This window comes from Microbispora sp. H10836 (assembly GCF_012999525.1).
In the GTDB taxonomy this organism is placed as follows: domain Bacteria; phylum Actinomycetota; class Actinomycetes; order Streptosporangiales; family Streptosporangiaceae; genus Microbispora.
In genome coordinates this window covers 86,258-109,409 of the sequence record NZ_JABBWU010000026.1, presented here as the reverse complement: position 1 = coordinate 109,409, position 23,152 = coordinate 86,258, and the positions used below count along the sequence as shown (strand labels likewise).

The window sequence follows — 23,152 nt, the reverse complement described above, 5'->3', positions numbered from 1 at the left end:
CATGGGCCGACGCCCTTTCCCGATGGCCCCGGGGCGCGGACACTGGAAGACATGGGCGAGCCGACCAGGGTCCTTCTCGACGAGTCCCGGATCCCCCGGAACTGGTACAACCTCATCCCAGACCTGCCCACGCCGCCCCCGCCGGTGCTCCATCCGGCGACGCTGCAGCCGGTCGGCCCCGACGACCTCGCCCCGCTCTTCCCGGAGGCACTGATCGGGCAGGAGGTGTCGGGCGAACGGTTCGTCCCGATCCCCGACGGCGTCCTCGACGTCTACCGCCTCTGGCGGCCGACGCCGCTCATCCGCGCACGCCGCCTGGAGCGCGCCCTCGGCACGCCCGCGCGTATCTACTACAAGTACGAGGGCGGCAGCCCGTCGGGCTCGCACAAGCCCAACACGGCGGTTCCTCAGGCGTACTACAACGCGCGGGAGGGCGTGCGCAGGCTGACCACCGAGACCGGCGCGGGGCAGTGGGGCTCCGCGCTGGCGTTCGCCTCCGCCCAGTACGGCCTGGCCTGCGAGATCTGGATGGTCCGGGCGTCGTACGACCAGAAGCCGTACCGGCGCACGCTGATGAAGGTCTACGGCGCCACCCTGCACGCCAGCCCGTCGGCGGTGACCACGGCGGGCAGCAGGATCCTGGCGGAGGACCCGCACTGCACGGGGTCGCTGGGCATCGCGATCAGCGAGGCCGTCGAGGTGGCCGGGCAGCACGACGACACGCGGTACGCCCTGGGCTCGGTGCTCAACCACGTCCTGCTGCACCAGACCGTCATCGGCGAGGAGGCGCTGGAGCAGCTCGCCACCCTCGGCGAGACCCCCGACCTGGTGATCGGCTGCACCGGCGGCGGCTCAAACTTCGCCGGGCTGGCCTTCCCCTTCCTGCGCGAGAAGCTGGCGGGACGGATGAACCCGGTGCTGCGCGCCGTGGAGCCCGCCGCCTGCCCGTCGCTGACCCGGGGCACGTACACCTACGACTTCGGCGACGCCGCGGGGTTCACGCCGCTGATGAAGATGCACACTCTGGGGCACACGTTCGTGCCCGACCCGATCCACGCCGGCGGGCTGCGCTACCACGGCATGTCGCCGCTGCTCTCACACGTGTACGCGCAGGGCCTGGCGGAGGCCGTGGCCGTCACACAGACCGAGTGCTTCGACGCGGGGATCCGCTTCGCCAGGGCCGAGGGGGTCGTGCCTGCCCCCGAACCCGCCCACGCGGTGGCCGCGACGATCGCGGAGGCACTGCGATGCGCGGAGTCGGGCGAGGAGAAGGTCATCGTGATGTCCCTGTGCGGACACGGCCATTTCGACCTGCCCGCCTACGAGAGCCGTCTCGCCGGTCGGCTGGAGGATTTCACGCTCCCGCAGGAGCGGATCGACGAGGCCCTCGCGCACCTGCCCGCCGTCTGATGTGACGCATGCTCACCGATATCCCGTTTCGTCCCTTGAGCGGCGGGTACGGCTGCGCCATCGTGCCGTGATACCTGTCGGAGCACTCATGTCAAACGGCTGAAATGCGCGGTATCAGCTCCATACGATTCTGGAACACCATCCGCTCTCTCCGGAGAATTCGTTGAACCGGAACTGCGTTATCAAGGACCCCGCCCCGGGGAACCGGGCGCAGTGGCGCCGCAGCAGCGCCGCGTCCGCCAACGAGCGGCTGGCTTTCCTGAACGAGGCGAGCCGGCGCATCGGCAGCACGCTCGATCTGGCCGAAACGAGCCGGGAGCTCGTGGACGTGTCGGTCCCCCGCTTCGCCGACGCGGCGGCCGTGATGGTGCAGGACCGCCTCATGTCGGAAGGCGAATTATCGCCCCGGCCGGTGGACGGGACGACCCTCGTACGCCGGGTGGCCCTGGGTGTGGCCGGCGCCGATCCGGAGGCCTGGATGAAGGCCTTCCCTGTCGACGAGGCGACGGTCTACCCGGCGATCCTCCCGCAGGCCCAGTGCATGGCGGGCGGGAAGCCGCTGATGTACCCGTCGCTGGACAAGGAGAGCGCCCGGCTGATCGGCGCCAGCCTGGACCGGGAGGAGGCGGTCGCCTCGCTCCTGACCGACTGCTCGTTCCTCGCGGTGCCCCTGCGTGCGCGGGGACGGGTCCTCGGCTGCGTGGTCTTCACCCGGCGCCCCGGCAGCCTGCCGTTCGAGGAGCAGGACGTGGTGGTGGCCGAGGACCTGGCCGCCCGCGCCGCCCTGTGCATCGACAACGCGCGGCTGTACACCACGGAGCGCAAAACCGCGCTGACCCTGCAGAGCAGCCTGCTGCCCGTCGAACTTCCGCAGGCGCTCGGGATGGACATCGCCTCGCGTTATCTGCCGGCCAGCGACCTGATGGGCGTCGGTGGCGACTGGTATGACGTGATCGCCCTGCCCGGCTGCCGTACGGCCTTGGTGGTGGGCGACGTCATGGGGCACGGGACCAGGGCCGCGGCGACCATGGGCCAGCTGCGCACGGCCGCGCGTACGCTGGCGAGCCTCGATCTGCCGCCCGACGAGGTGCTGTTCCGGCTCAACCTCATGAGCCAGGACCTCGACCCGAGCCAGATCGCGACGTGCATCTACGCCGTCTACGACCCGGTGACGCGCAATTGCGCGCTCGCCCGTGCGGGGCACGTGCCCCCGATCCTGCTGCACCCCGACCGCTCGACCGAGATCATCGAGCTGCCGTCGGGCCTGCCGCTGGGCATCGGCAGCGACCCACTGGAGTCGTGCGAGCTGGTCCTGCCGTCCGGGAGCGTGCTCGCCTTCTACACCGACGGCCTGGTGGAGAGCCGCGAGCGGGACCTGGACGCCGGGATCATGGGGCTGCGGCGCCTGCTCGCCGGTCCGGTCGACGACCTGGAGGACATGTGCGATGTGATCATCAGCAGCCAGCGGTCGAGCCACGAGCGTGACGACATCGCCCTGCTGGTGGCCGAAGTGCGCGATCTCGATCCGGACGAGATCGCGACCTGCCCGCTGCCGGCCGACCCGCGGTTCGTCTCGCACGCGCGCCGCTTCGTCCGCGGCACCCTGCAGAGGTGGGGCCTGGGCGGCCTGGTGGACGCCACCCAGCTCATCGTGAGCGAGCTGGTCACCAACGCGCTCAAGCACGGCTGGCCGCCGATAGAGCTGCGGCTGCTGCGCGGGCGGACGCTGGTGGTCGAGGTCGCCGACGGCTCGCCCGCCGCTCCCGCCCCGCGCACGGCCACCCCCGACGAGGACACCGGCCGCGGTCTCCAGCTGATCAAGCGGTTCGCCTACCGCTGGGGCACCCGGCCCACTCCGTACGGGAAGATCGTCTGGGTCGAGCAGCACCTCCCTTGACCCGGGTGTTCCTCCCCGGCGAGCGTGTATTACTGATCGTTGAGAAGAGTTACGTTCGAACGGGGAGTTCGTGGCGAGGAGGGGACATGATCGATATCCGTGACGCGTACCGCAGGGCGCTGGACGGTTTCGGGGACCGCCTCCATCTCGTCCGCCGCGGACAGTGGGAGTTGCCCACTCCCTGCGTCGACTGGGACGTCCGCGGGCTGGTCAACCACGTCGTGTCCGAGAACCTGTGGGCCCCCGAGCTGCTGTCCGGCCGCAGGGTCGCGGAGGTGGGAGACGCCTTCGAGGGCGACGTGCTCGGCGACGACCCGGTCAAGGCGTTCGAGGCGTCCGCACAGGGCGCCGTGCAGGCGGTGTACGCCGAGGGCGCCCTGACCGCCGTCGCCCACCTGTCCTTCGGCGACGTGCCGGGCGAGGAGTACATCACCGAGCTGTTCGCGGACGCGCTGATCCACACCTGGGACCTGGCACGTGCCATCGGCGGGCCGGAAAGGCTCGACCCCGAGCTCGTCGCCTCCTGCTCGGAATGGTTCGAGAAGGCGCGGGAGGACTACCGCGAGGCGGGAGTGATCGGGGACGAGCGAGACGTCCCGGCCGGCGCCGACCAGCAGACTCACCTGCTCGCCGCCTGGGGCAGGAACCCCTAGGCCGGGCCTCTACCGGCCCGTGGGCCGCCTGCCGTGATTGGCCTTCTTCTTCTTGCGTGCCTTCGACTTGCGCGCGCGTCTGCCCATGAAGACCGCCTTCCGTCGAGTACGGCTTTCGCTCACTGTCCTCCCCGGCACCGCGACCGGGCAAGTACCCGGACCCCAACTCAACATGTCCCCACGTGCGTGGGGCATAATTTGTTTGAATCTGTTGACAGGAGTGGTGGATGCTGGCCCAGCAACGGCAGCAGGCGATCCTGGAGAGGGTACGCAGAACCGGCGGGGTGCGCGTCGCGCAGCTCGTACGCGACCTCGGGGTCTCGGACATGACGATCCGCCGCGACCTGGAGGTCCTCGCGGAACGCGGCCTGATCGTCAAAGTGCACGGCGGGGCGACCGCCACCGGCACCGGCTCGACGGAGGAGCCGGGCTTCGCGGCCAAGTCGGTGCGGCAGCAGGCCGAGAAGGAGGCCATCGCCCGCCGGGCGGCCATGCTCGTACGGCCGGGCAGCTCCGTCGCCCTGTCGGCCGGGACCACGACCTGGACGCTCGCCCACCACCTGGTGGACGTGCCCGAGCTGACAGTGATCACCAACTCGGTGCAGGTGGCCGACGTCTTCCACCGGGCGGGGCGGCCCGACCAGACCGTGGTGCTGGTGGGAGGTGTGCGCACGCCCTCCGACGCCCTGGTCGGCCCGGTGGCCGTGGCGGCCGTCCGCTCCCTGAACGTCGACACCCTCATGCTCGGCGTGCACGGCATGAGCGTCAGGGCGGGATACACCACGCCCAACCTGCTGGAGGCGGAGACCGACCGCGCCCTCATCACAGCCGCCCAGCAGCTCGTGGTCCTGGCCGACCACACCAAGTGGGGGACGATCGGCATCAGCACGATCGCCGCCCTCGGCGAGGCCGACGTGGTCGTGAGCGACGTCGGCCTGCCGGAGGAGGCGCGCGCCGCGCTGTCGGAGCACGCCGGCGAACTTCTCCTCGCCGATCCGTCCGGGGAATCCGCGCTGGAGACCGCACTGTGACGCCGAACACCGCACGCTGAAAGTTGGAGACCGCTCTGTGAAGCGCACCATCACCCATCTCGCCGACGGCCGCGAACTGATCTACTTCGACCGGCGCGACGACGCCGACCACGGCGCCACCGACCCCAGGGACCTGCCGCCGCGCCCGCTCGCCTCCGAGCTGCGCTACGACCCCCTGATGGACGAGTGGGTGGCCGTCGCCAGGCATCGTCAGACGCGCACCCACCTGCCGTCCGCCGAGGAGTGCCCGCTCTGCCCGGCCCATCCCGGCTCGGAGATCCCCTCGCCGTACGAGGTGGCGGTGTTCGAGAACCGGTTCCCGTCGTTCAGCTTCAACACCGGGGCGTACGAGCAGGTGGGCGGCCTGAGCGAGGTGCGGCCGGGGATCGGGCGCTGTGAGGTCGTCTGCTTCACCTCCGACCACGACGCGTCGTTCAGCTCCCTCAGCGACGAGCAGGCCGAGCTGGTCGTCGAGGCGTGGGCCGACCGTACGGCCGAGCTGTCCGCACTGCCCGGAGTGGAGCAGGTCTTCTGCTTCGAGAACCGCGGCGCCGAGATCGGCATCACGCTGCCGCACCCCCATGGGCAGATCTACGCCTATCCGTACGTCACGCCGCGTACGCGCCAGATGCTGGACGCCGCCGCCCGTCACCGGGGCGGCAACCTGTTCGCGGACGTCCTGGCCGCCGAGCGGAGGGGCCCCCGGGTGGTGGCCGCCAACGAGCACTGGACGGCCTTCGTCCCGGCCGCCGCGCGGTACCCGTTCGAGGTGCACGTCTACCCGCACCGCCGGGTGCCCGACATCCCCGCGTTGTCGCCCGAGGAACGGGCCGCCTTCGCGCCGCTCTACATCGAGGTGCTGCGCCGCCTCGACGGGCTGTTCGGCGTCGTCATGCCGTACGTCGCGGCCTGGCACCAGGCCCCGGTCACCTACCGGCGCGACCTGGCCCATCTCCACCTCCAGCTCTTCACGATCCGGCGTGCGCCGAACAAGCTGAAGTACCTCGCCGGCTCGGAGTCGGCGATGGGCGCGTTCGTCAACGACGTGCTCCCGGAGGAGGCCGCCCGGATGCTCCGCGAGGTGGTCACGACTTGATCACCGAACGGTTGCGACTTGGGTGGCACCTGGAGTTTCTTTACCAGTAGTATCCCTGGCACCGGTTGTCACAGCCGGTACGCCTAATCCCGGGCGCCTCGCCCGGGAGCCGGGGACCCAATCACGCATCTGGGGTCAAGGCAGCCGCCTGCCCGGGCTCCTCCAGCCCGCACCCGTCAGCTAACCCGGCAGGCACGTGGAGAGGAGTGGGCTCTGCCCCGCGCGTTCCCCTTGGCCGTCGGTGTGCTCGCCTCCGCCGCCCTCCTGTTCGGCGCGGCCGCCCCGGGCGCCGCCGACCCCAAGCCGACGGAGAAGCAGCTCAAGCAGGAGCTGTCGGACCTGCGGAAGAGGATCGACCGGCTGATCGCCGACTACAACGCCAAACGGGTCGCGCTCGCCGACGCCCGGGTCGAGGAGAAGGCCGCGCGCGGGCGGCTGGCCAAGGCGGAGGCCGATTACGAGGCCGCCAGGGACGCCGTACGGCAGATGGCCGGGCTGCGCTACCAGACCGACAGCTCGATGGCGCTGCCCGACATGAACACCGCCGCGCTGAACTACCAGCTCAAGGAGGAGCAGGCCGCCAGGCTCGAGCACTTCGAGCAGGTCCGCGCCGAGCGGCAACGCGCCGCGGACGCCGCCAAGACGCTCACCGGACAGCTCAAGACGCAGGCCGCCGAGGTCGCCGCACAGCGCGAGGACGCAGAGGACCTCATCGACGAGATCAAGGACAAGCTCGACGCCCTCATCCCGATCGCCCCGGGCAGACGGGCCGGTGGTTCGTGGGCGCCGGAGCTGCCCGCCGGCTCCGACAACATCACCCCCCGCATGCGGCTCATGCGTACCGAGGTCGGCAAGACCTTCGATCTGCGGTTTCCAGTGGGCTGCTACCGCGCGGAGAACAGCGGCGAGCACCCCCTCGGGCGTGCCTGCGACTTCATGATGAGCTCGGGCGGCGCCATGCCCTCCCCGGAGATGAAGGCGCTGGGCGACAGCCTGGCCGCCTGGGCCATCAAGAACGGGCCGAAGCTGGGCGTGATGTACGTGATCTGGCAGCAGCGCATCTACAACCTCGGCCACCCGGGCTGGCGGACGATGTCCGACCGCGGCGGAGTCACCGCCAACCACTACGACCACGTCCACATCTCGATGTACTAGAGGCCCGCAAGCCGTCTACCTGCACTGGTTGGCCTGGCGCCGCCGTCATCAAGCCCGCGCCCGCTGGTTCCACCATCGAGCCCGCCTATCCACCGCATACACCCAGCTCAGCTGGCAAATGGCGGCTGCCGCACTAGGGAAAATCATCATCATAAATCTATGAATGTCCAAAAAGTGAGTATTAGTCAATGGATGAGTTGACTCATGGTTGATTAGAACTGAACCACATGGTTCGAGGTGACTGTCTGTTCTTGGTCGTAGGCATGGTGCTACGGTGTCTGCCTGTTCACGCCCTGCTGTGAAACGGCACCGCATGGCCGTCCCGCCTACCAGGGAGAACAGCAGGTTCGACGCGGCCTTGTCATGCTCTGCCGCCACCCCGAGGACGCCGATGTCAGTAGATGTACCCCACCGGGCGCGGAGAAGGTTTTCACCGAGGGAACTGGCAACCCTCGCCTCTCTCGGCGCCATGATCATTACGGCCTGCGCGTGGTTGTGGGCGATATCCGCCGCCCCTTATGAGGCCAGAGAGCTGATGGCGCTCGTCGGCGGGGTCTCGGCCGCACTCCTGTCCGGCGCCGTCGCGGCCATTGTCCACTACTCCGGCACCGGTCGCCGGCTGCGTGAGCAGGCCGAGTGGGCCGGCGCGCGGTTCACCTGGCTGGAGCGGGAAACACTGCGAATGGCCGAGGAGTCGCTGCCCGCGCTGGGACGTCAGGTGCGGGACGGCGCCTCGGTCGCCGACGCGCTCTCCCAGATACCGCAGCCTCCGGACGGCCCGCTGCTGCACCTGCTCAGAGCGGCCGGGCACGAGCTCGAACTGCTCGAACGCGAGCGCGCCGTCGCCCAGGCGTCCCGCGATGCGACCGAGGGCGAGATCTCCCGGCTGATCGGCGAGACGCTGCCGGAGCTGTTCCGGCGGATCCAGACGGACCGGATGTCGGTGAGCGCCGCACTGGCCGAGATACGCCAGCCGGGGCAGGACCCGCTACGCGACCTGCTGCGCGAGACGGCGCGGCAGCTCTCCGAGAGCGAGCGCAGGGGCACCGCCGTGATGGCGGCGTGCGCCGGGGCCGCGGCCCGGGTGCAGGCACAGGCCACCAGCCTGCTCGCCCGGCTGCGCGAACTGGAGGAGCGGTACGGCGAACAAGAGGAGGTATTCGCCGACCTGCTTGACCTGGACCACCGCGTCTCCCAGATGAGCCGGCTGGCGGACAACATCGCGCTGCTGAGCGGCGGCCGTTCCGGGCGGCGATGGACCCGGCCGATCGTCATGGAAAGCGTCCTGCGCGGCGCGATGGGCCGCATCGGCGCCTACCGGCGCATCCGGCTGCACTCCACCAGCACCGTCGCCGTCGCGGGGTACGCGGCCGAGGGCGTGATGCACGCGCTGGCCGAGGTGATGGACAACGCCGCCACGTTCTCGGCGCACGGCACCGAGGTCCACGTGTACGTGGACGAGGAGGACGCCGGCGTCGTGATCACGATCGAGGACAGCGGCCTGGGGATGCGCCCGCGCGAGCGGCAGCACGCCACCAGGCTCGTGTCCGAGCCGCTCGACCTGCGGACGCTGTCCGGTACCCGGCTGGGCCTGGCGGTCGTGGGACGCCTGGTCGACAAGTACGGCCTGACGGTCAGCTTCCGGTCGTCCGCCCGCGGTGGCGTGGGGGTCGTGATGCTGATCCCGCGCCTGCTGATCACGCAGCCCCTGTCGGCCACCGTGCCGCCCGACGCCGAGGCGTCGGTCCACCACCCCGTGCAGGCACCGGCCGTACCCGCGCAGGAGGGGCCGACGGACGAGTCCGAAGATCTGCTGCCCAGGCGGCGCCGGGGGCAGACGCTGGCCGAGGCGACCAGGGCGCGGCAGGCATCGCCGGTCAAGCCCGCGCGCGAGGGGCCTGACTCGGCTGCGAGGTTCGCCGCGTTCCGCCAAGCCGGCGGCCGTGGGCGTACTTCCTCTTCAGCCCCTCCCCCGGCCCCGGGCGACTCTTGACACGCGTCCGCCGACCACCGGACATTTTTGGATTCACAGATGAGGAGGCAGGGGGCGTCCCTCCCGCGCCGAAGGGGCACCCCGTCGTTTCTATGAGCACAACCGATGCTTCGCACACCACCGATCGTGACTTCGACTGGCTACTGGAGAACCTCAAGGAGAAGACCCCGGGGATCAGGCATGTGCTGGTGCTGACCAGGGACGGCCTGAAGATGTGCTTCACCGCCGGCCTCGGCCTGGACGGGGCCGACCAGCTCTCCGCTCTGGCCGCCGGGATCCAGAGCCTCTCGCTGAGCGCCTCCGCCGAGTTCGGGGACGGCATCGGAGCGGGGCAGGCGATGGTGGAGTTCGCCGGCGGACTGCTGCTCATCGTGCCGGCCGGGGACGGCGCCCACCTGGCCGTGGTGGCCGAGGAGGACGGCGAGGTGGGGCTTATCGCGCACAACATGAACGAACTGGTGGAGCAGATCGGGGTGTACCTCACCGCGGCACCGCGGCAAACGGAGAACAGCGACGACCGCGGATGACACGGCGAGCCATCGACCAAGAAGACCCTGACCGGCTCTACACCGTCACCGGTGGGCGTACCAGCGCCGATGAGAAAACCTTCGACTCGGTCTCCCTCATCGTCAGCGAGTGCGCCCCCACCCCCGGTATGCAGTCCGAGCACATCAAGATCCTGCGGATGGCCCAGCGGCCGACGGCGGTGGTGGAGATCTCGGCGGAACTGCGACTGCCGGTCAGCGTGGTGAAGATCCTGCTGTGCGACCTGCTGGACACCGGTCGCATCACCGTCCGTCATCCGTCGATCGCCGCACAGGCCGGACGACCGGATCCCGAAATCCTGAGGCAGGTGCTCGTTGCGCTCCACAACCTCTGACCAGATGGCGGCCACCACGCGAACGCCGCTACGCACGACCGCCGCGGACGCTCTGAAAATCGTGATCGTCGGCGGATTCGGGGCGGGAAAGACGACCATGGTCGGCTCGGTGAGCGAGATCCGCCCGCTGAGCACCGAGGAGGTCATGACCCAGGCGAGCGTGGGCATCGACGACGCCAGCCGGGTACGGACCAAGTCGACCACCACGGTGGCCTTCGACTTCGGCCGGATCACGCTGAACGCGAGCAAGGTGCTTTACCTGTTCGGCGCGCCCGGTCAGCAGCGGTTCTGGTTCGTGTGGGACCAGTTGTTCGCCGGCAGCCTGGGCGCGGTCGTCCTGGTGGACGCCCGCCGCCTGGAGGATTCCTGGTACTCCATCGACCGGCTGGAGCACCACCGGACCCCGTTCGTCGTCGCGGTCAACCGCTTCACCGACGGGCCCACCCTGGATTCGGTGCGCGAGGCGCTGGCACTGTCGCCCGAGGTCCCGCTCGTCGACTGCGACGCGAGAGAGCGGTCCTCGTCCAAGCACGTGCTGATCACGCTCATCGAGCACCTCACCCGCACCTACGACCAGTTGCCCGCCCGAGAGAGCACGCCGTGACGAACTCCCCTCCCCTGCCCGACTCCACAGACCCGTCCGCCGCCTCGCCCGCATCGCAGTATCCCGAGCGGAGACGGGAGCCGCTGGAGGGATACGCCGACCACGCCGATGCCGTACGACTGCACGCGTCGCTGATCGGCGACGACCCGACCGCGCTGTTCCAGGAGATGCGCCGCGAGCACGGCCCCGTCGTCCCCGTTCTCCTCGACGGCATGCCCGTCTGGTACGTGATCGGTTATCGCGAGCTGCACCATGTCACCAGCCAGCCGCAGTTGTTCAGCCGCGACCCCAGGCGCTGGAACCTGCAGGACGTCCTGCCCCCTGACTGGCCGGCGCGCCCGTACGTGACATGGCAACCGTCCGTGATGTTCACCGAGGGGGCCGAGCACCAGCGGCGGATCGGCGCCATCAGCGACGCGCTGGACAGCGTCGACCGCACCGAGCTCGCCCTGATCTGCGAGCAGATCGCCGACCGCGCGATCGACGAGTTCTCCGGGGACGGCCAGACCGACCTGATCTCCCAGTACGCCGACCGGATTCCGGCTCAGGTCATCACCCGGCTGTTCGGGCTGGCGGAGACCGACCTGCCGAAACTGGTCGAGGACGTCAACCACGTGCTGAGCGGGGGCGAGGAGGCCCTCTCGGCGCTTCCCCGGATGCTGGACAAGGTAAGCCGGCTCATCGCCGACAAGCGCGCACTGCCGGGCCACGACCTCACCTCGCAGATGCTGGCACACCACGCGCGGCTCACCGACGAGGAGTTCATCCAGGACCTGATCATGATGTTGATCTCCGCCCATGACAACTGCTCCAACTGGATCGGCAGCACCCTGCGGCTGATGCTGATGGACGACCACTTCTCGATGAGCCTGCAGGGCGGCCGCAGCAGCGTCGGCGAGGCGCTGAACGATGTGCTGTGGAAGGACCCGCCCACGCCGAACATGCCCACACGCTGGGCCGTGCAGAACTGCGAGCTGGCCGGGCGGCACATCCGCCGGGGCGACATGCTGGTGCTCGGTGTCGCCGCGGCCAACGCCGATCCGCAGGTGCAACCGGCCGCCCATGCCGGCTCCGGCGCCAACCGGGCGCACCTCGCCTTCGGCCACGGCGAGTACGGTTGTCCCTTCCCCGCGCCCGAGCTCGGCGGGATCATCGCCAAGACGGCCGTGGAGGTCCTCCTCGACCGGCTGCCCGACGTCTACCTCGCCGTGAAACCTGACGCGCTGCGCTGGCGCCCTTCGCTGTGGGTTCGCAGCCTGGAGGCCCTGCCCGTACGGTTCAGCCCGACCGTGCCGACCGGCCAGGGCCCGTCGAACACCTGGAACGCCTCCAGGTGAGGTCAGGCCGGAACGGAGTCCGGCGACGCGCCGTATGCGGCTCACGACCAGCGGGCCGAATTCTCAGGCGTAGCCTTCCAGCCCGTCCACCGAGGTCAAAGTGTCCGACGTGAAGCTCACCGGCTTCCTCGTCGACGCGGGTCCCCATCCGACGTGCTCACCGAAGTCGGCCCTCAGGGGGCGAGCGCGGCCGGACGATCTTCCTCCAGCCCATCGGGACGACAAGACCGCGCACCTCGAACCCCTAGTAAGGGAAGTCACGGGGACTCGATCAGCGCTGAGCTGCACCCCCTGTTTCCCAGCTCAGAGAGGGTAGATCACTAGCCGATTCCCAAGCTGATAGCCGAGGCGACTGAGCAAGCCAGAGGGCACAGCCAGGGCACATGACACCGTGACCGGCCGCGAAATGCCGAGAACCACCGACCCGCCTGCTCCGGAACGGCCGCGGTTCTCATCGGTGCGCCCGATCAACGCGGCCTCCCGGCCTCCTGCCGAATCTGCGACGGAGCAGAGTGGTGGGGCCCCTTGAGCGGGCGGGGCCGGCCACTTCGCCGAGCGGGGCGGCCGGCCCCTTCCGGGTCAGGCCGTGACCTGCTTCTCGTTCCAGGTGTAGTAGAGGTAGGTGCTGCCGGGCCCGGTCATCGTGCCGTAGACCTGCCAGAAGGTGTTGGCGCCGGGCGAGAAGCGGAAGATCTTGTCCCCGGGCCGGTCGTCCACGATCACGCGCTGTGACCCGGTGGCCCCGATCCGGACCTCGACCGTGAGTGTCGAGGTGTCCGGGATGTCGAGGCAGATCTCGTACGTGTACGCCGTCGGACCGCTGATGTTGTAGATGCGACCGTCCAACGCCGACCACTCCATGTTGGTGAGGATGTAGCTGTTCAGAGCCCGCGTGTACCCGCCTGCGGAGCAGTCGACCGCGGGCGTGTCCGCGGATGCGGGGCCGATGCCGGTGAGCGTGGTGCCGAGGGCACCGGCGACGACGGCGAGAACGGAGATGGTGCGCTTCATGCCTCTCCTCATCCGTGCAGTTACCCCTCCAACCCCAAATAGTTGAAGGCTTAACCGATTTTGACTTGCTTGCCATTTTTGGACAAGGTCGTACAGAAAAGTGTCTACTTTTGAGTCAAGCGTCACGTTCAGCCACCCCTCCCACCCCAAGCTAACTTCGTCCGCGACGTTGACGATGTTTCATCGATGGCATAACTTTGTCCACGATAGAGACGGTGTTGGCGCGCTCGCCACGCGTACCGGAAAAGCCGCCACGACGGCCCGGGCCGCGCCTGGCTCATCGCCACCTGCGACGCCGGCTCCTCCCCGCACACCACGATCGTTCGGAAGGCGATGACGCATGCCCGCAATCGGCGGCGAGACCGCACCTGGATTCGAAGCAGTACGTGAGGCGTTCGCGGCGAATCTGTCCGGCGGGCAGGAGGTGGGGGCCGCGGTCGCCGTCTACCTGCACGGCCGGAAGGTCGTCGACCTGTGGGGCGGGATCGCCGACCCCGGGACGGGCCGCCCCTGGGAACGCGACACCCTGGCGGTCGTGTTCTCCACCACCAAGGGCGTCACCGCCGCCTGCGCGCACCTGCTGGCCCAGCGGGGCGAACTGGACCTGGACGCACCGGTCGCCCGCTACTGGCCGGAGTTCGCGGCGAACGGCAAGGACCGGATCCCGGTGCGCTGGCTGCTCACCCACCAGGCCGGGCTGCCCGCGATCGACAACCCGATCACCCCGGCGCAGGCGATCGCCTGGGACCCGATGGTGACCGCGCTGGCCGCCCAGCGGCCGTTCTGGGAGCCGGGCACCGAGCACGGCTACCACGCGCACACGTACGGCTGGCTGGTCGGCGAGGTGATCCGCCGGGTGACCGGCCGCAGCCTCGGCGCCTTCCTCGCCGAAGAGATCGCCGCACCGCTCGGCCTCGACCTGTGGATCGGGCTGCCGGAGTCCGAGCAGCACCGGGTCAGCCGGATCGTCACCACCCCGATCGACCTCGGCGCGCTGACCGGGATCGACCTGGACGCCCTTCCCGAGTCCGCGCGCGAGGTGATGCGCGCCTATGCCGATCCCACGTCGCTGACCATGCGGGCGATGACCGTCGTCACGCCCCTGCTGAACCACGACGACCCCGCCGAGCAGTTCGCCGAGATGCCCTCGACCAACGGCATCTGCACCGCCCGCGCGCTGGCCCGCTTCTACGCCGCGCTGATCGGCGAGGTCGACGGGCATCGCATCCTGTCGCCCGGCACTTTGGCGGCGGCGATCGCGCAACAGGCCGGCGGCGTGGACCGCGTCCTGCGCGTGCCCGTCCGGATCGCCACCGGTTTCGGCCTGCCCACCCCCGACGCCTTCTGGTACGGCCCGGCCGCCTTCGGGTTCCCCGGCTACGGCGGATCGCTCGGCTTCGCCGACCCGGCGTCCGGCCTGGCCTTCGGCTACGTCATGAACCGCATTCAGGAGGGCGTGCCGGACAGCAGAGCCGCCACGCTCCTCGACGCGGTCCGCGGCGCGATCTGAGGCGGCGTCGACGGGGTACCGCCGCGCCGGGCGGCAATTGGAGTGACTCCCCCGCGCGAAGCCGGGCAGGATGCTGGGATGACTGACACACGTATCGATCCCCCTGTCGCCGCGGACGAGCGCACGATGCTGCGCGCCTGGCTGGACTGGCACCGTGAGACCCTCGCGGTGAAGTGCGAGGGCCTCACGGAGGAGCAGCTGCGGCTGCGCTCGGTGCAGCCCTCCAGCATGTCGCTGCTCGGCCTCGTACGGCACATGGCCGACGTCGAGCGATCCTGGTTCCGGCGGCGGCTGAACGGCGAGGACCTGAACGGCATCTACTACGGCGACGACGACCCGGACGGCGAGTTCGACAACGTGGACACCGCGTCCGCCGAGGAGGCCTTCGCGACGTGGCGCGCGGAGATCGAGCACGCGCGGGCGGCCGAGGAGGCCTGCGCCGACCTGGACGCCATGACGAAGACGGCCCGTGACGGCGTCCACTACTCGCTGCGCTGGATCATGTGCCACATGATCGAGGAGTACGCCCGCCACAACGGCCACGCCGATCTGCTGCGCGAGCGCATCGACGGCGTGACGGGCGAGTAGCCCGCCCGGCGGGCTCAGCCGGACAGGCGGACCGGGTTGACGAGGTCGGCGTAGATGAGAAGGCCGCCCATGACGACCAGCAGGGCCGCCATGACGTACGTCAGCGGGAGCGCCTTGGCCACGTCCACGTAACCGGGGGCGGGGCGGCGGCGCACCCGCGCGAGGGCCCGCTTGAGGCCCTCCCAGAGCCCGCCGGCGATGTGCCCGCCGTCGAGCGGCAGCAGCGGGATCAGGTTGAACATGCCCACCGCGAGGTTCAGCGCGGCCAGCAGGTTGATGAAGATTTCGATCTTGCTTTCGACCGAGAGGTCCGAGGCGGCGATCTCACCGCCGATCCGGCCCGCCCCCACGATGCCGATCGGCCCGTTCGGGTCGCGCTTGTCTCCGGAGAACGCGGCGTTCCACACGCCGACCATCTTCTTGGGGATGTTGACCATCGCGACGGCGGTGCGCTCGGTCAGGTCCCACATCTGCCCGACGACGTAGCCGGGGCCCTTCTTCTCGACGACGGTGGTCGGGCTCACGCCCAGGAAGCCGACGTTCTTCTCGACCTTGTCGGGGTCGGTCAGCGAGGGCATGTCCTGCGCGATCAGGTCGACCCGCACGTCGGTCCGTTGCCCGCCCCGCTCGATGCCGAGCGTCGTCACCCCCGCGCCGTGCTCCCGGATCAGCCGCTGCGCCGTCGACCAGTCGGTGACCGCCGTGCCGCCGATGGCGACGATGTGGTCGCCGGGCCGCAGGCCGGCCTTGGCGGCGGGCGTCAGCGGATCGTTCTCCCGGCAGTCGCGGTGCTGCGCCTCGGCGGCCGGGATGGCGCACTTGGACACCGAGGACACGACCGGGGTCTGCTCGCGCACGCCGAACCCCATGATCACGACCGCGAACAGCACGAACGCCAGCACGAAGTTCATCGCCGGGCCGCCGGCCATGATGATGACCTTCTGCCACCAGGGCTTGCGGTAGAAGACCCGGTTCTCGTCACCCGGCCGGATCTCCTCCGAGGCGACGGCCCGCGCGTTCTCGATGAGCCCCTGCCAGGGGCCCGTGGAGACGCTGCGCAGCTTGCCCGGCTCGTCCGAGGGGCGCGGCGGGAGCATGCCGATCATGCGGATGTAGCCGCCGAGCGGGATCCACTTCACGCCGTACTCGGTCTCGCCCCGCCTGCGCGACCACATCGTGGGCCCGAAACCCACCATGTATTGGGTCACGCGGACACCGAAGAGCTTGGCGGGCACGAGGTGCCCGATCTCATGAAGCGCGATCGAGAGCAGCAGGCCCACGAAGACGATCACGAATCCGGCCACGATGAGCCAGCTCATCAGCGCGTACCCCCGAGGTGGAGAAGGTGCCCTGGCAGACGAAGCACCTTTCGAGCGTAGCCCACCGGCGCGAGAGCGAAGACTTTTCCGGCCCGGGTTCGGCTTGCCCACCCGTGACCGATTAGGGACACTTCGTTGACAGTACGCAATTGGTCGATCACCCTTTGAGAGACGTGCAGAGGGGAGCATCTTGATCCGGATCCTGGTGGCCGAGCATCTTCCGTTGGTACGGCGTGGCCTGGTCGCGTCCCTCGACGGGGAGGACGACCTGCGGGTGGTCGCGGACGTCGGGTCGGGCGAGGACATCGTGCCCGCGGCGCTGGACGTGCGACCGGACGCCGCCGTCATCGACGCGGACCTGCCCGGCGTGGACGGGCTCAGCGCGGCGGCACGGCTCGGCGAGAAGGTGCCGCGCTGCCGGGTGATGCTGCTGTCGGCGCAGCCGAGCCCGGGTCACGTGAAGCGGGCCTTCGCGACGGGCGTCCTGGGCTACCTGAGCATCGAGGTGGGCCCTGAGCAGCTCGCCGACGGCATCCGCCGGATCACCGCCGGGCGCCGGGTCGTCGACTCCGAGCTGGCGGTCGCCGCGCTGGAGGCCGCCGACTGCCCGCTGACGCCGCGGGAGCACGAGGTGCTGCGGCTCGCGGCGGGGGGCGCGCGCCCGAAGGAGATCGCCGCGGAGCTGGCCCTGTCCGTCGGCACCGTGCGCAATCACCTGTCGCGCATCCTCGTCAAGACCGGGGCGCGCAGCCGCGTCGACGCCGTCCGCATCGCCACCGACTCCGGCTGGCTGTGAGCTAAGGGCGCCAGATCAGGACGAGCGCGCAGTCGTCGTTGTGGCCGGAGGACATCGACTGGACGAGCTGCCGGGCCTTGTCCCGGAACCCGGACGGCAGCAGCCGCTCCGCCTCTCCCAGCAACCGGTCGAGCCCGGCGTCGATGTCCCGGCCGGGCTGCTCGATCAGCCCGTCGGTGAACAGCATGAGCGCGTCGCCCCTGCGCAGCACCCCGCTGTCGGTCTCGCACGCCAGATCCGGAACAACGCCGAGCACGACACCCTTCGCCGTGGACACCCGCCACGTGCCCGACCCGGCGTCGAACCGCACCACCGGCGGGTGTCCGGCCGAGGTGATGGTGTACGCCCCCGTGGACAGGTCGAGGTCGAGGTGGACGGCGGTGACGAACCCCTCGTCGCCGAGCTGGCGGTGCAGGTAGGAGTTGCACGCGACGAGGAAGTCGTCCACCGAGCCGAGCAGCCCGCCGAAGGTGCCCGACAGCATGAGTGCGCGGGTGCCCGCGTCCACGCCCTTGCCGGACACGTCGACGACCGCGACCTGGACCCGGTCGCCCTCCCGCATCGAGACGACGAAGTCGCCGCCGAACGACGATCCCCCGGCCTGTTTGAGCACCACCTTGCCACCCCAGTCCTTGGGCAGCGACGGCAGCTCGCTCTGCCGCTTGAGCCGGTCGCGCAGCTCCAGCAGCATCGCGTCGCCGCGCAGGCCCTGGACGCCGAGCTTGCCCCGGGTCCGGGCCATCGTCCACGCCAGCGCGGCGGTGAAGCCCATCGTGATCAGGAGGCCGGGCCCGACGCTGGGCACCCCCGTGATCGGTCCCATGTATGCCAGGGACGCCACGACCACGCACAGCAGGATCGCGAGGCTGCGCAGCCGGAGCTGGAGGCCGCCGATCAGGGTGAAGAGGATCAGCAGCGAGGGCGAGAACCAGTACGCCGACACCTCCGCGTCGAGCACGCCGACCACGATGGTGAGCACGGCGAGAGCGATGAGGAGGTACCGGTCCCTCGACCAGACTTTCCTGGCGAAACGAACCAACGGCACCAGGAGCGGTACGCGCGCCAGGAGCGCGCGCAGCCGAGGAGGGATCAGCGGCGCCGGACGGGAAGTCATGATGGCCTCGACTGTATCCGGACATCCCAGGTCGCGGCACCTGCTTGACCAAGGTCTAGATCATCCGGCACGGATATTGGGTCGCCCCGCGCGGCGGTCCGCTTCTACGGTGATTCGATGAGCATCGCCGTCCGCCCCATCGAGGAAGCCGAGTGGCCGGCTTTCGTGGCCGTCGCCTACGAGGCGTTCAGCTCCACCTATCCCCTGGAGATCGCCGACCGCTGGCGCGAGATCATGGAGATCGACCGCCTGGTGTCCGCCTTCGACGGCGACCTGCCGGTCGGCTGCGCCGGCGCGCTGTCCTTCCGGATGACGGTCCCCGGCGGGCCCATCCCCGTCGCCGGGGTCACGTCGGTGGGCGTGCTCCCCTCACACCGCCGGCAGGGCGTGCTGACCGCGCTGATGACCCATCAGCTGCACGACCTGCACGACAGCGGGGGTGAGGCCGTCGCCGCGCTCTACGCCAGCGAGGCCGGCATCTACGGCCGCTTCGGGTACGGCAGGGCCGCCGACGCCCTCAACTTCCGCATCCCCACCCACGGCTCGGCCTTCACCCGCTCGGCCCCCGCCGATCCCGCGCTACGCCTCCGGGGGGCGCGGCCGGCCGACGAGCTCGCCGGGCTCCGCCAGGTCTACGACGCCGTACAGCCCGGCCGTCCCGGCCTCTACGGGCGCTCGGAGGCGTACTGGCGGGCCGAGATCCTCCCGGACACCGACCACGACCGGGGCGGGATGGGCCCGCTGCGCTGCCTGATCGCGGAGGACCCGGCGGGGCCCCGCGGCTACGCGCTGTTCCGGGCGAAGTCCGGCTGGAACGAGCACAACGTGCCGGACGGGGAGGTCCGGCTCCTGGAGTTGCATGCCTCCGACCCCGCGGCGTACGCGCTGGTCTGGCGCGGCGTCCTCGACCGCGACCTGTGCGCGGTCGTCCACGCCGAGCGGCGCCCGATGGACGACCCGATCATGCACCTGCTGGCCGAGCCCCGCCAGCTCAACGCGGTCTGGGTCGACGACCTGTGGGTCCGTCTCGTGGACGTGGACCGGGCCCTGGCCGCCCGCGCCTACGCCGCCCCCGCCGACCTTGTCGTCGAGGTGGAGGACGAGGTCTGCCCGTGGAACGCCGGACGCCGGCGGCTGAAGGCGGCCGGCGGGGAGGGGTCGTGCGAACGGAGCGAGGCGCCCGCGGACCTCACGCTGCCGGTCGGAGTGCTGGGCGCGGCGTACCTCGGCGGGCGGCCTCTGATCGCGGCGGCGGAGGCCGGACTGGTGCGGGAGCACCGGGCGGGCGCCCTGCGCGAGCTGTCGGCCGCGATGGCCTGGGACCCCGCTCCGTGGGGCTGCCGGGTGTTCTGAGCCGCGCCGCGGACAGCCGGGGCGTAGGCTTCGGGCATGGCGCTGCAGAGTTTGCAGATCACCGCGATCACGGCCATGCGGGCCCGCGACGTGTCCCGGCCGACGCCGGAGCAGCTGGAGGCCGCCGACCAGCGGCCGCTGCGCGACGAGACGCCCCGGCGGGAGCCCCGCCGGGGCCGGGACAGGGACGCGCGCTAGAGCTACTCAGGCGGGCAGCGGCGGCAGTTCGCCGGTGGTCTCGTAGTCGGCGAGCTGGCGGATCCGCCGGGCGTGCCGCTCGGCCCCGGAGAACGGCGTGGCCAGGAAGAGCCCGACGAACCGGACGGCCTCCTCCGGCGTGTGCTGCCGGGCGCCCAGGCTGATCACGTTGGCGTCGTTGTGCTCGCGGGCCAGCTTCGCCGTGTCCTCGTTCCAGGCGAGGGCCGCGCGCACCCCCCGCACCTTGTTGGCGGCGATCTGCTCGCCGTTCCCCGAACCGCCGATCACCACCCCGAGACTGCCCGCGTCGCCGGCCACGCCCTGGGCGGCGCGCAGCACGAACGGCGGGTAGTCGTCCTCGGCGTCGTAGACGTGGGGCCCGCAGTCCTCCACGTCGTGGCCCTGCTCCTTCAGCCAGGAGACCAGGTGATTCTTCAGCTCGTAGCCGGCATGGTCGGCACCGATGTAGACACGCACGACACAAGTTTCCCAGAAGGCCTCTGGCGGAGACGACCCCGGGCTCCACTAAAGTAATAGCCAAGATGGCATCCGTCCCTTACACCTCCGGCCTGACAGGAGTGTCATGCGCGAGCTGCGTTACGTCGGCGACCCGGTCCTCCGCACCCCCGCAGAACCGGTGACGGACTTCGACCGCGAGCTGCGCCGGCTGATCGAGGAGATGTTCGCCGTCATGTACCAGGCCGACGGCGTGGGGCTGGCCGGGCCGCAGATCGGCGTGGGCCGCCGGCTGTTCGTCTACGACATCAGCAACCGCAAGGGCCACGTGATCAACCCGGAGCTCACGATCGACGACCCCGAGCAGGTCGTCGAGGAGGAGGGCTGCCTGTCGGTGCCCGGCAAGGAGACCGGCAAGCCGTTGTACGCCCCGACCGCCCGCGCCGCCGGGGTCACCCTGCGCGGGGTCGACAAGCTCGGCAGGCCCGTCGCCGTCAAGGCCCGGGGCATGCTCGCCCGGTGCTTCCAGCACGAGTTCGACCACCTCGAAGGCACGCTGTACGTCGACCGGCTGGGCAAGGACGAGCGCCGCAAGATCCTCCTGCAGACGCCCTGACTCAGAGCTGGATGGCCTTGACCTCCAGGAACTCCTCCAGGCCGAACTCGCCGAGCTCGCGGCCGATCCCGGAGTGCTTGTAGCCCCCGAACGGCGCCATCGTGTTGAACCGGCCGCCGTTGACGGCCACCTGCCCGGTGCGCAGGCGGCGCGCGACCGCGAGCGCCCTGTCCTCGGTGCCCGCCCACACCGCCCCCGACAGCCCGTACGGCGTGCCGTTGGCGATCTCGACGGCCTCGTTCTCCGACGAGAACGGGATGATCGACAGCACCGGGCCGAAGATCTCCTCCTGCTCGACGGACATGCCGGGCGAGACGCCCGCGAAGATCGTGGGCTCGACGTAGTAGCCGCGTTCCATGGGGTTGTCGGTCCCGCCGAGCACGAGGCGGGCGCCCTCCTCCTGGCCGCGGTTGATGTACCTGACGACCCGGTCGCGCTGGGCGGCGGACACCAGCGGTCCCAGACGCGTGCCCTCGGCGAACGGATCTCCGGGAGCGTAGGCGCCGGCCGCCTCGACGGCGAGCCGTACCGCGTCGTCGTACTGGTCCCAGTGGACCAGCATCCGGCTCAGCGCCGAGCAGGTCTGGCCGGAGTTGAGGTACGCCCCGGCGACCCCGTTCTTCACCGCCTTCTCCAGGTCGGCGTCGGGCAGGATGATGTTCGCCGACTTGCCGCCGAGCTCCAGGGCCACCCGCTTGACCGTCTCGGCCGCGAGGGCCGCGACCCGGCGGCCGGCCCTGGTGGAACCGGTGAACGACACCATGTCGACATCCGGATGGGCCGCGATGGCCTCGCCGACCACCGGCCCGTGACCGCTGACCATGTTGAACACGCCGGGCGGCAGGCCGACCTCGTGGAGGATGTCGGCCAGCGCGTACGCGGCGAGCGGCGCGACCTCGCTCGGCTTGAGCACCACCGTGCAGCCTGCGGCCAAAGCCGGGGCCACCTTGCACACGACCTGGTGGAGCGGGTAGTTCCACGGCGTGATCGCGCCCACCACGCCGACGGGCTCGCGCACGATCAGCGAGTTGCCCACACGGCCGGCGTCGAACTCGTACCTCTTGGCGAGGTCGGCGTAGAAGGCCAGCACCTCGGCGGGCATCAGCGTCTGCACCTTCAGCGCGAGCGTGAGCGGAGCCCCCATGTCGGTGGCGATCGTCGCCGCGATCTCCTGGGCGCGTTCCTTGAGCAGCCCGGCCGCCGCCCCCAGGAACGCGGCGCGTTCGGCCGGATCCAGGGCCGACCAGGAGGGGAAGGCGGCACGGGCGGCGGCGACGGCGGACTCGACGTCGGCGGGCGACCCCGCGGGCACCCGGTCCACGACCTCCTCGGTCGCGGGGTTGACGACGTCGACGGCCTCGCGGGAGGAGGACGGGACCCAGGCTCCGTTCACGTAGAGGTGACGCATGTCACTCATCCTTGCGCCTCGACTGTCAGATGGCGAGTCTTCCGGCCGAAACCTTTCCGATCGATTCGCGCGCCGGTGAAGGAGCCTGTAAGTCTCAGGTGAAGATCGGGTCTCGGGTCCGGGACCGCTTCAGCTCGAAGAAGCCGTCGGTGCCGGCGACGAGCAGGACGCCGTCCCACAGCCGGGCGGCGGCCTCGCCCCTCGGGATCGGCGACACGACGGGGCCGAAGAACGCCGTGCCCTCGACGGCGACGACGGGCGTGCCGACCTCCTGACCGACCAGGTCGATGCCCTCGCCGTGCGAGCGCCGGATCGCCTCGTCGTACTCGTCCGAGTCGTGCGCGGCGACCAGCGCGGAGTCGAGCCCGGCGGCGGTGAGGGCCTCGGCGAGCGTGGCCCGGTCGCGCTCGCGCCCCTCGTCGTGGAAGCGCCTTCCGATCTCGGTGTAGAGGTCGCCGAGGACCTCCTCGCCGTACTTGTCCGCCGCGGCGGCGAGCACCCGTACGGCGCCGAGCGTCTGCTCGACCCGCTCGCGGTAGTCGGCGGGGATGTCCTTGTCCTCGTTGAGCACCGCCAGGCTCATGATGTGCCAGCGCACATCGATGGGCCGCAGCGCGGCCACCTCGTGGATCCAGCGCGAGGTGATCCACGCCCAGGGGCAGGCGGGGTCGAACCAGAAATCGACAAGCTTTCGGTCGGACACTGTGACACCCTCTCGAACGGACTA

Annotated in this window: 24 protein-coding genes and 1 riboswitch; of the genes, 17 read left to right on the top strand and 7 right to left on the bottom strand. The window is 70.4% G+C overall.

Features of this window, described 5'->3' with window-relative positions; translation table 11 throughout:
• Nucleotides 1-51 precede the first annotated feature (51 nt).
• The 3 genes from HHX30_RS34855 (at nucleotide 52) to HHX30_RS34845 (ending at nucleotide 3,960) form a co-directional block, all read left to right on the top strand.
• On the top strand, nucleotides 52-1,410 hold the full coding sequence (locus HHX30_RS34855) for a TrpB-like pyridoxal phosphate-dependent enzyme (RefSeq protein WP_169987671.1): 1,359 nt from the start codon (nucleotides 52-54) through the stop codon (nucleotides 1,408-1,410).
• A 163-nt stretch (nucleotides 1,411-1,573) separates the two neighbouring features.
• Nucleotides 1,574-3,307 carry a SpoIIE family protein phosphatase gene (locus HHX30_RS34850; RefSeq protein WP_169987669.1) on the top strand — a complete coding sequence of 578 codons (1,734 nt, stop codon included), beginning with the start codon at nucleotides 1,574-1,576 and terminating at the stop codon, nucleotides 3,305-3,307.
• 86 nt (nucleotides 3,308-3,393) lie between these two features.
• Nucleotides 3,394-3,960, top strand: a complete 567-nt coding sequence (locus tag HHX30_RS34845; RefSeq protein WP_169987667.1) for a TIGR03086 family metal-binding protein — start codon at nucleotides 3,394-3,396, stop codon at nucleotides 3,958-3,960.
• Nucleotides 3,961-3,969: 9 nt separating this feature from the next.
• On the opposite strand, the gene HHX30_RS43860 is transcribed toward HHX30_RS34845, so the two are convergent.
• On the bottom strand, nucleotides 3,970-4,047 hold the full coding sequence (locus tag HHX30_RS43860; RefSeq protein ID WP_373320643.1) for a 50S ribosomal protein bL37: 78 nt from the start codon (nucleotides 4,045-4,047) through the stop codon (nucleotides 3,970-3,972).
• A 140-nt stretch (nucleotides 4,048-4,187) separates the two neighbouring features.
• On the opposite strand from HHX30_RS43860, the gene HHX30_RS34840 reads away from it, so the two are divergent.
• From HHX30_RS34840 to HHX30_RS34805, 8 genes are all read left to right on the top strand, one after another.
• Nucleotides 4,188-4,991 (top strand): DeoR/GlpR family DNA-binding transcription regulator, encoded by an 804-nt coding sequence (locus tag HHX30_RS34840; protein ID WP_169987665.1) that lies wholly within the window; start codon nucleotides 4,188-4,190, stop codon nucleotides 4,989-4,991.
• A 37-nt stretch (nucleotides 4,992-5,028) separates the two neighbouring features.
• A complete protein-coding gene (gene galT, locus HHX30_RS34835; RefSeq protein ID WP_169987664.1) occupies nucleotides 5,029-6,087 on the top strand; it encodes a galactose-1-phosphate uridylyltransferase in 1,059 nt (352 codons plus the stop codon).
• A gap of 70 nt (nucleotides 6,088-6,157) precedes the next feature.
• Nucleotides 6,158-6,296, top strand: a riboswitch (cyclic di-AMP (ydaO/yuaA leader).
• A 22-nt stretch (nucleotides 6,297-6,318) separates the two neighbouring features.
• On the top strand, nucleotides 6,319-7,242 hold the full coding sequence (locus HHX30_RS34830) for a hypothetical protein (protein ID WP_249350753.1): 924 nt from the start codon (nucleotides 6,319-6,321) through the stop codon (nucleotides 7,240-7,242).
• A gap of 469 nt (nucleotides 7,243-7,711) precedes the next feature.
• A complete protein-coding gene (locus HHX30_RS34825; protein ID WP_169987662.1) occupies nucleotides 7,712-9,235 on the top strand; it encodes a sensor histidine kinase KdpD in 1,524 nt (507 codons plus the stop codon).
• 92 nt (nucleotides 9,236-9,327) lie between these two features.
• Nucleotides 9,328-9,762, top strand: a complete 435-nt coding sequence (locus tag HHX30_RS34820; protein ID WP_169987660.1) for a roadblock/LC7 domain-containing protein — start codon at nucleotides 9,328-9,330, stop codon at nucleotides 9,760-9,762.
• The gene (locus HHX30_RS34815) at nucleotides 9,759-10,115 is read left to right on the top strand and encodes a DUF742 domain-containing protein (RefSeq protein ID WP_117409594.1); all 357 of its coding nucleotides are present in this window, start codon (nucleotides 9,759-9,761) and stop codon (nucleotides 10,113-10,115) included. The genes HHX30_RS34820 and HHX30_RS34815 overlap by 4 nt, the downstream gene beginning before the upstream one ends.
• A gap of 4 nt (nucleotides 10,116-10,119) precedes the next feature.
• A complete protein-coding gene (locus tag HHX30_RS34810) occupies nucleotides 10,120-10,719 on the top strand; it encodes an ATP/GTP-binding protein (protein ID WP_169987658.1) in 600 nt (199 codons plus the stop codon).
• A complete protein-coding gene (locus HHX30_RS34805; protein ID WP_311922994.1) occupies nucleotides 10,716-12,056 on the top strand; it encodes a cytochrome P450 in 1,341 nt (446 codons plus the stop codon). Before HHX30_RS34810 ends, HHX30_RS34805 begins: the two co-directional genes overlap by 4 nt.
• Nucleotides 12,057-12,635: 579 nt before the next feature.
• Here HHX30_RS34805 and HHX30_RS34800 read toward each other — a convergent pair.
• On the bottom strand, nucleotides 12,636-13,067 hold the full coding sequence (locus tag HHX30_RS34800) for a hypothetical protein (protein ID WP_169987656.1): 432 nt from the start codon (nucleotides 13,065-13,067) through the stop codon (nucleotides 12,636-12,638).
• 340 nt (nucleotides 13,068-13,407) lie between these two features.
• Here HHX30_RS34800 and HHX30_RS34795 point away from each other — a divergent pair, with 340 nt between their 5' ends.
• Together HHX30_RS34795 and HHX30_RS34790 are read left to right on the top strand one after the other, a co-directional pair.
• Nucleotides 13,408-14,577, top strand: a complete 1,170-nt coding sequence (locus HHX30_RS34795) for a serine hydrolase domain-containing protein (RefSeq protein ID WP_169987654.1) — start codon at nucleotides 13,408-13,410, stop codon at nucleotides 14,575-14,577.
• 78 nt (nucleotides 14,578-14,655) lie between these two features.
• Nucleotides 14,656-15,165, top strand: a complete 510-nt coding sequence (locus HHX30_RS34790; RefSeq protein WP_169987652.1) for a DinB family protein — start codon at nucleotides 14,656-14,658, stop codon at nucleotides 15,163-15,165.
• Between the two features lie 14 nt (nucleotides 15,166-15,179).
• Here HHX30_RS34790 and HHX30_RS34785 read toward each other — a convergent pair whose 3' ends face one another.
• A complete protein-coding gene (locus HHX30_RS34785) occupies nucleotides 15,180-16,484 on the bottom strand; it encodes an RIP metalloprotease (protein WP_169987650.1) in 1,305 nt (434 codons plus the stop codon).
• A 190-nt stretch (nucleotides 16,485-16,674) separates the two neighbouring features.
• On the opposite strand from HHX30_RS34785, the gene HHX30_RS34780 reads away from it, so the two are divergent.
• Entirely contained in the window at nucleotides 16,675-17,280 is a 606-nt protein-coding gene (locus tag HHX30_RS34780) for a response regulator transcription factor (protein WP_169987648.1), read from the top strand.
• Nucleotide 17,281: 1 nt separating this feature from the next.
• On the opposite strand, the gene HHX30_RS34775 is transcribed toward HHX30_RS34780, so the two are convergent.
• Entirely contained in the window at nucleotides 17,282-18,394 is a 1,113-nt protein-coding gene (locus HHX30_RS34775; protein ID WP_169987646.1) for a PP2C family protein-serine/threonine phosphatase, read from the bottom strand.
• A 117-nt stretch (nucleotides 18,395-18,511) separates the two neighbouring features.
• On the opposite strand from HHX30_RS34775, the gene HHX30_RS34770 reads away from it, so the two are divergent.
• Together HHX30_RS34770 and HHX30_RS34765 are read left to right on the top strand one after the other, a co-directional pair.
• Nucleotides 18,512-19,747 (top strand): GNAT family N-acetyltransferase, encoded by a 1,236-nt coding sequence (locus HHX30_RS34770; RefSeq protein ID WP_169987644.1) that lies wholly within the window; start codon nucleotides 18,512-18,514, stop codon nucleotides 19,745-19,747.
• Between the two features lie 36 nt (nucleotides 19,748-19,783).
• Nucleotides 19,784-19,945: a hypothetical protein gene (locus HHX30_RS34765; protein WP_169987642.1), complete on the top strand. Its 162-nt coding sequence runs from the start codon at nucleotides 19,784-19,786 to the stop codon at nucleotides 19,943-19,945.
• 6 nt (nucleotides 19,946-19,951) lie between these two features.
• Here the strand turns inward: HHX30_RS34765 and HHX30_RS34760 are convergent, their stop codons facing one another.
• Nucleotides 19,952-20,422 carry a ribose-5-phosphate isomerase gene (locus tag HHX30_RS34760; RefSeq protein WP_169987640.1) on the bottom strand — a complete coding sequence of 157 codons (471 nt, stop codon included), beginning with the start codon at nucleotides 20,420-20,422 and terminating at the stop codon, nucleotides 19,952-19,954.
• Nucleotides 20,423-20,528: 106 nt separating this feature from the next.
• Between HHX30_RS34760 and def the strand changes: the two genes are divergently transcribed.
• The gene (def, locus tag HHX30_RS34755) at nucleotides 20,529-21,017 is read left to right on the top strand and encodes a peptide deformylase (RefSeq protein WP_169987638.1); all 489 of its coding nucleotides are present in this window, start codon (nucleotides 20,529-20,531) and stop codon (nucleotides 21,015-21,017) included.
• A 1-nt stretch (nucleotide 21,018) separates the two neighbouring features.
• On the opposite strand, the gene HHX30_RS34750 is transcribed toward def, so the two are convergent.
• Together HHX30_RS34750 and HHX30_RS34745 are read right to left on the bottom strand one after the other, a co-directional pair.
• Nucleotides 21,019-22,425, bottom strand: a complete 1,407-nt coding sequence (locus HHX30_RS34750; RefSeq protein ID WP_169987710.1) for an aldehyde dehydrogenase family protein — start codon at nucleotides 22,423-22,425, stop codon at nucleotides 21,019-21,021.
• A 94-nt stretch (nucleotides 22,426-22,519) separates the two neighbouring features.
• Nucleotides 22,520-23,128: a DsbA family protein gene (locus HHX30_RS34745; protein WP_169987636.1), complete on the bottom strand. Its 609-nt coding sequence runs from the start codon at nucleotides 23,126-23,128 to the stop codon at nucleotides 22,520-22,522.
• Nucleotides 23,129-23,152: the final 24 nt, after the last annotated feature.

Bases quoted from the DNA above. Each gene is read 5' to 3' on its own strand.
- HHX30_RS34855 (WP_169987671.1), top strand. From the start codon at position 52: ATGGGCGAGCCGACCAGGGTCCTTCTCGACGAGTCCCGGATCCCCCGG.
- HHX30_RS34845 (WP_169987667.1), top strand. From the start codon at position 3,394: ATGATCGATATCCGTGACGCGTACCGCAGGGCGCTGGACGGTTTCGGG.
- HHX30_RS43860 (WP_373320643.1), bottom strand. From the start codon at position 4,047: ATGGGCAGACGCGCGCGCAAGTCGAAGGCACGCAAGAAGAAGAAGGCC.
- HHX30_RS34840 (WP_169987665.1), top strand. From the start codon at position 4,188: ATGCTGGCCCAGCAACGGCAGCAGGCGATCCTGGAGAGGGTACGCAGA.
- HHX30_RS34825 (WP_169987662.1), top strand. From the start codon at position 7,712: ATGATCATTACGGCCTGCGCGTGGTTGTGGGCGATATCCGCCGCCCCT.
- HHX30_RS34820 (WP_169987660.1), top strand. From the start codon at position 9,328: ATGAGCACAACCGATGCTTCGCACACCACCGATCGTGACTTCGACTGG.
- HHX30_RS34815 (WP_117409594.1), top strand. From the start codon at position 9,759: ATGACACGGCGAGCCATCGACCAAGAAGACCCTGACCGGCTCTACACC.
- HHX30_RS34810 (WP_169987658.1), top strand. From the start codon at position 10,120: ATGGCGGCCACCACGCGAACGCCGCTACGCACGACCGCCGCGGACGCT.
- HHX30_RS34800 (WP_169987656.1), bottom strand. From the start codon at position 13,067: ATGAAGCGCACCATCTCCGTTCTCGCCGTCGTCGCCGGTGCCCTCGGC.
- HHX30_RS34795 (WP_169987654.1), top strand. From the start codon at position 13,408: ATGCCCGCAATCGGCGGCGAGACCGCACCTGGATTCGAAGCAGTACGT.
- HHX30_RS34790 (WP_169987652.1), top strand. From the start codon at position 14,656: ATGACTGACACACGTATCGATCCCCCTGTCGCCGCGGACGAGCGCACG.
- HHX30_RS34785 (WP_169987650.1), bottom strand. From the start codon at position 16,484: ATGAGCTGGCTCATCGTGGCCGGATTCGTGATCGTCTTCGTGGGCCTG.
- HHX30_RS34775 (WP_169987646.1), bottom strand. From the start codon at position 18,394: ATGACTTCCCGTCCGGCGCCGCTGATCCCTCCTCGGCTGCGCGCGCTC.
- HHX30_RS34770 (WP_169987644.1), top strand. From the start codon at position 18,512: ATGAGCATCGCCGTCCGCCCCATCGAGGAAGCCGAGTGGCCGGCTTTC.
- HHX30_RS34765 (WP_169987642.1), top strand. From the start codon at position 19,784: ATGGCGCTGCAGAGTTTGCAGATCACCGCGATCACGGCCATGCGGGCC.
- def (WP_169987638.1), top strand. From the start codon at position 20,529: ATGCGCGAGCTGCGTTACGTCGGCGACCCGGTCCTCCGCACCCCCGCA.
- HHX30_RS34750 (WP_169987710.1), bottom strand. From the start codon at position 22,425: ATGCGTCACCTCTACGTGAACGGAGCCTGGGTCCCGTCCTCCTCCCGC.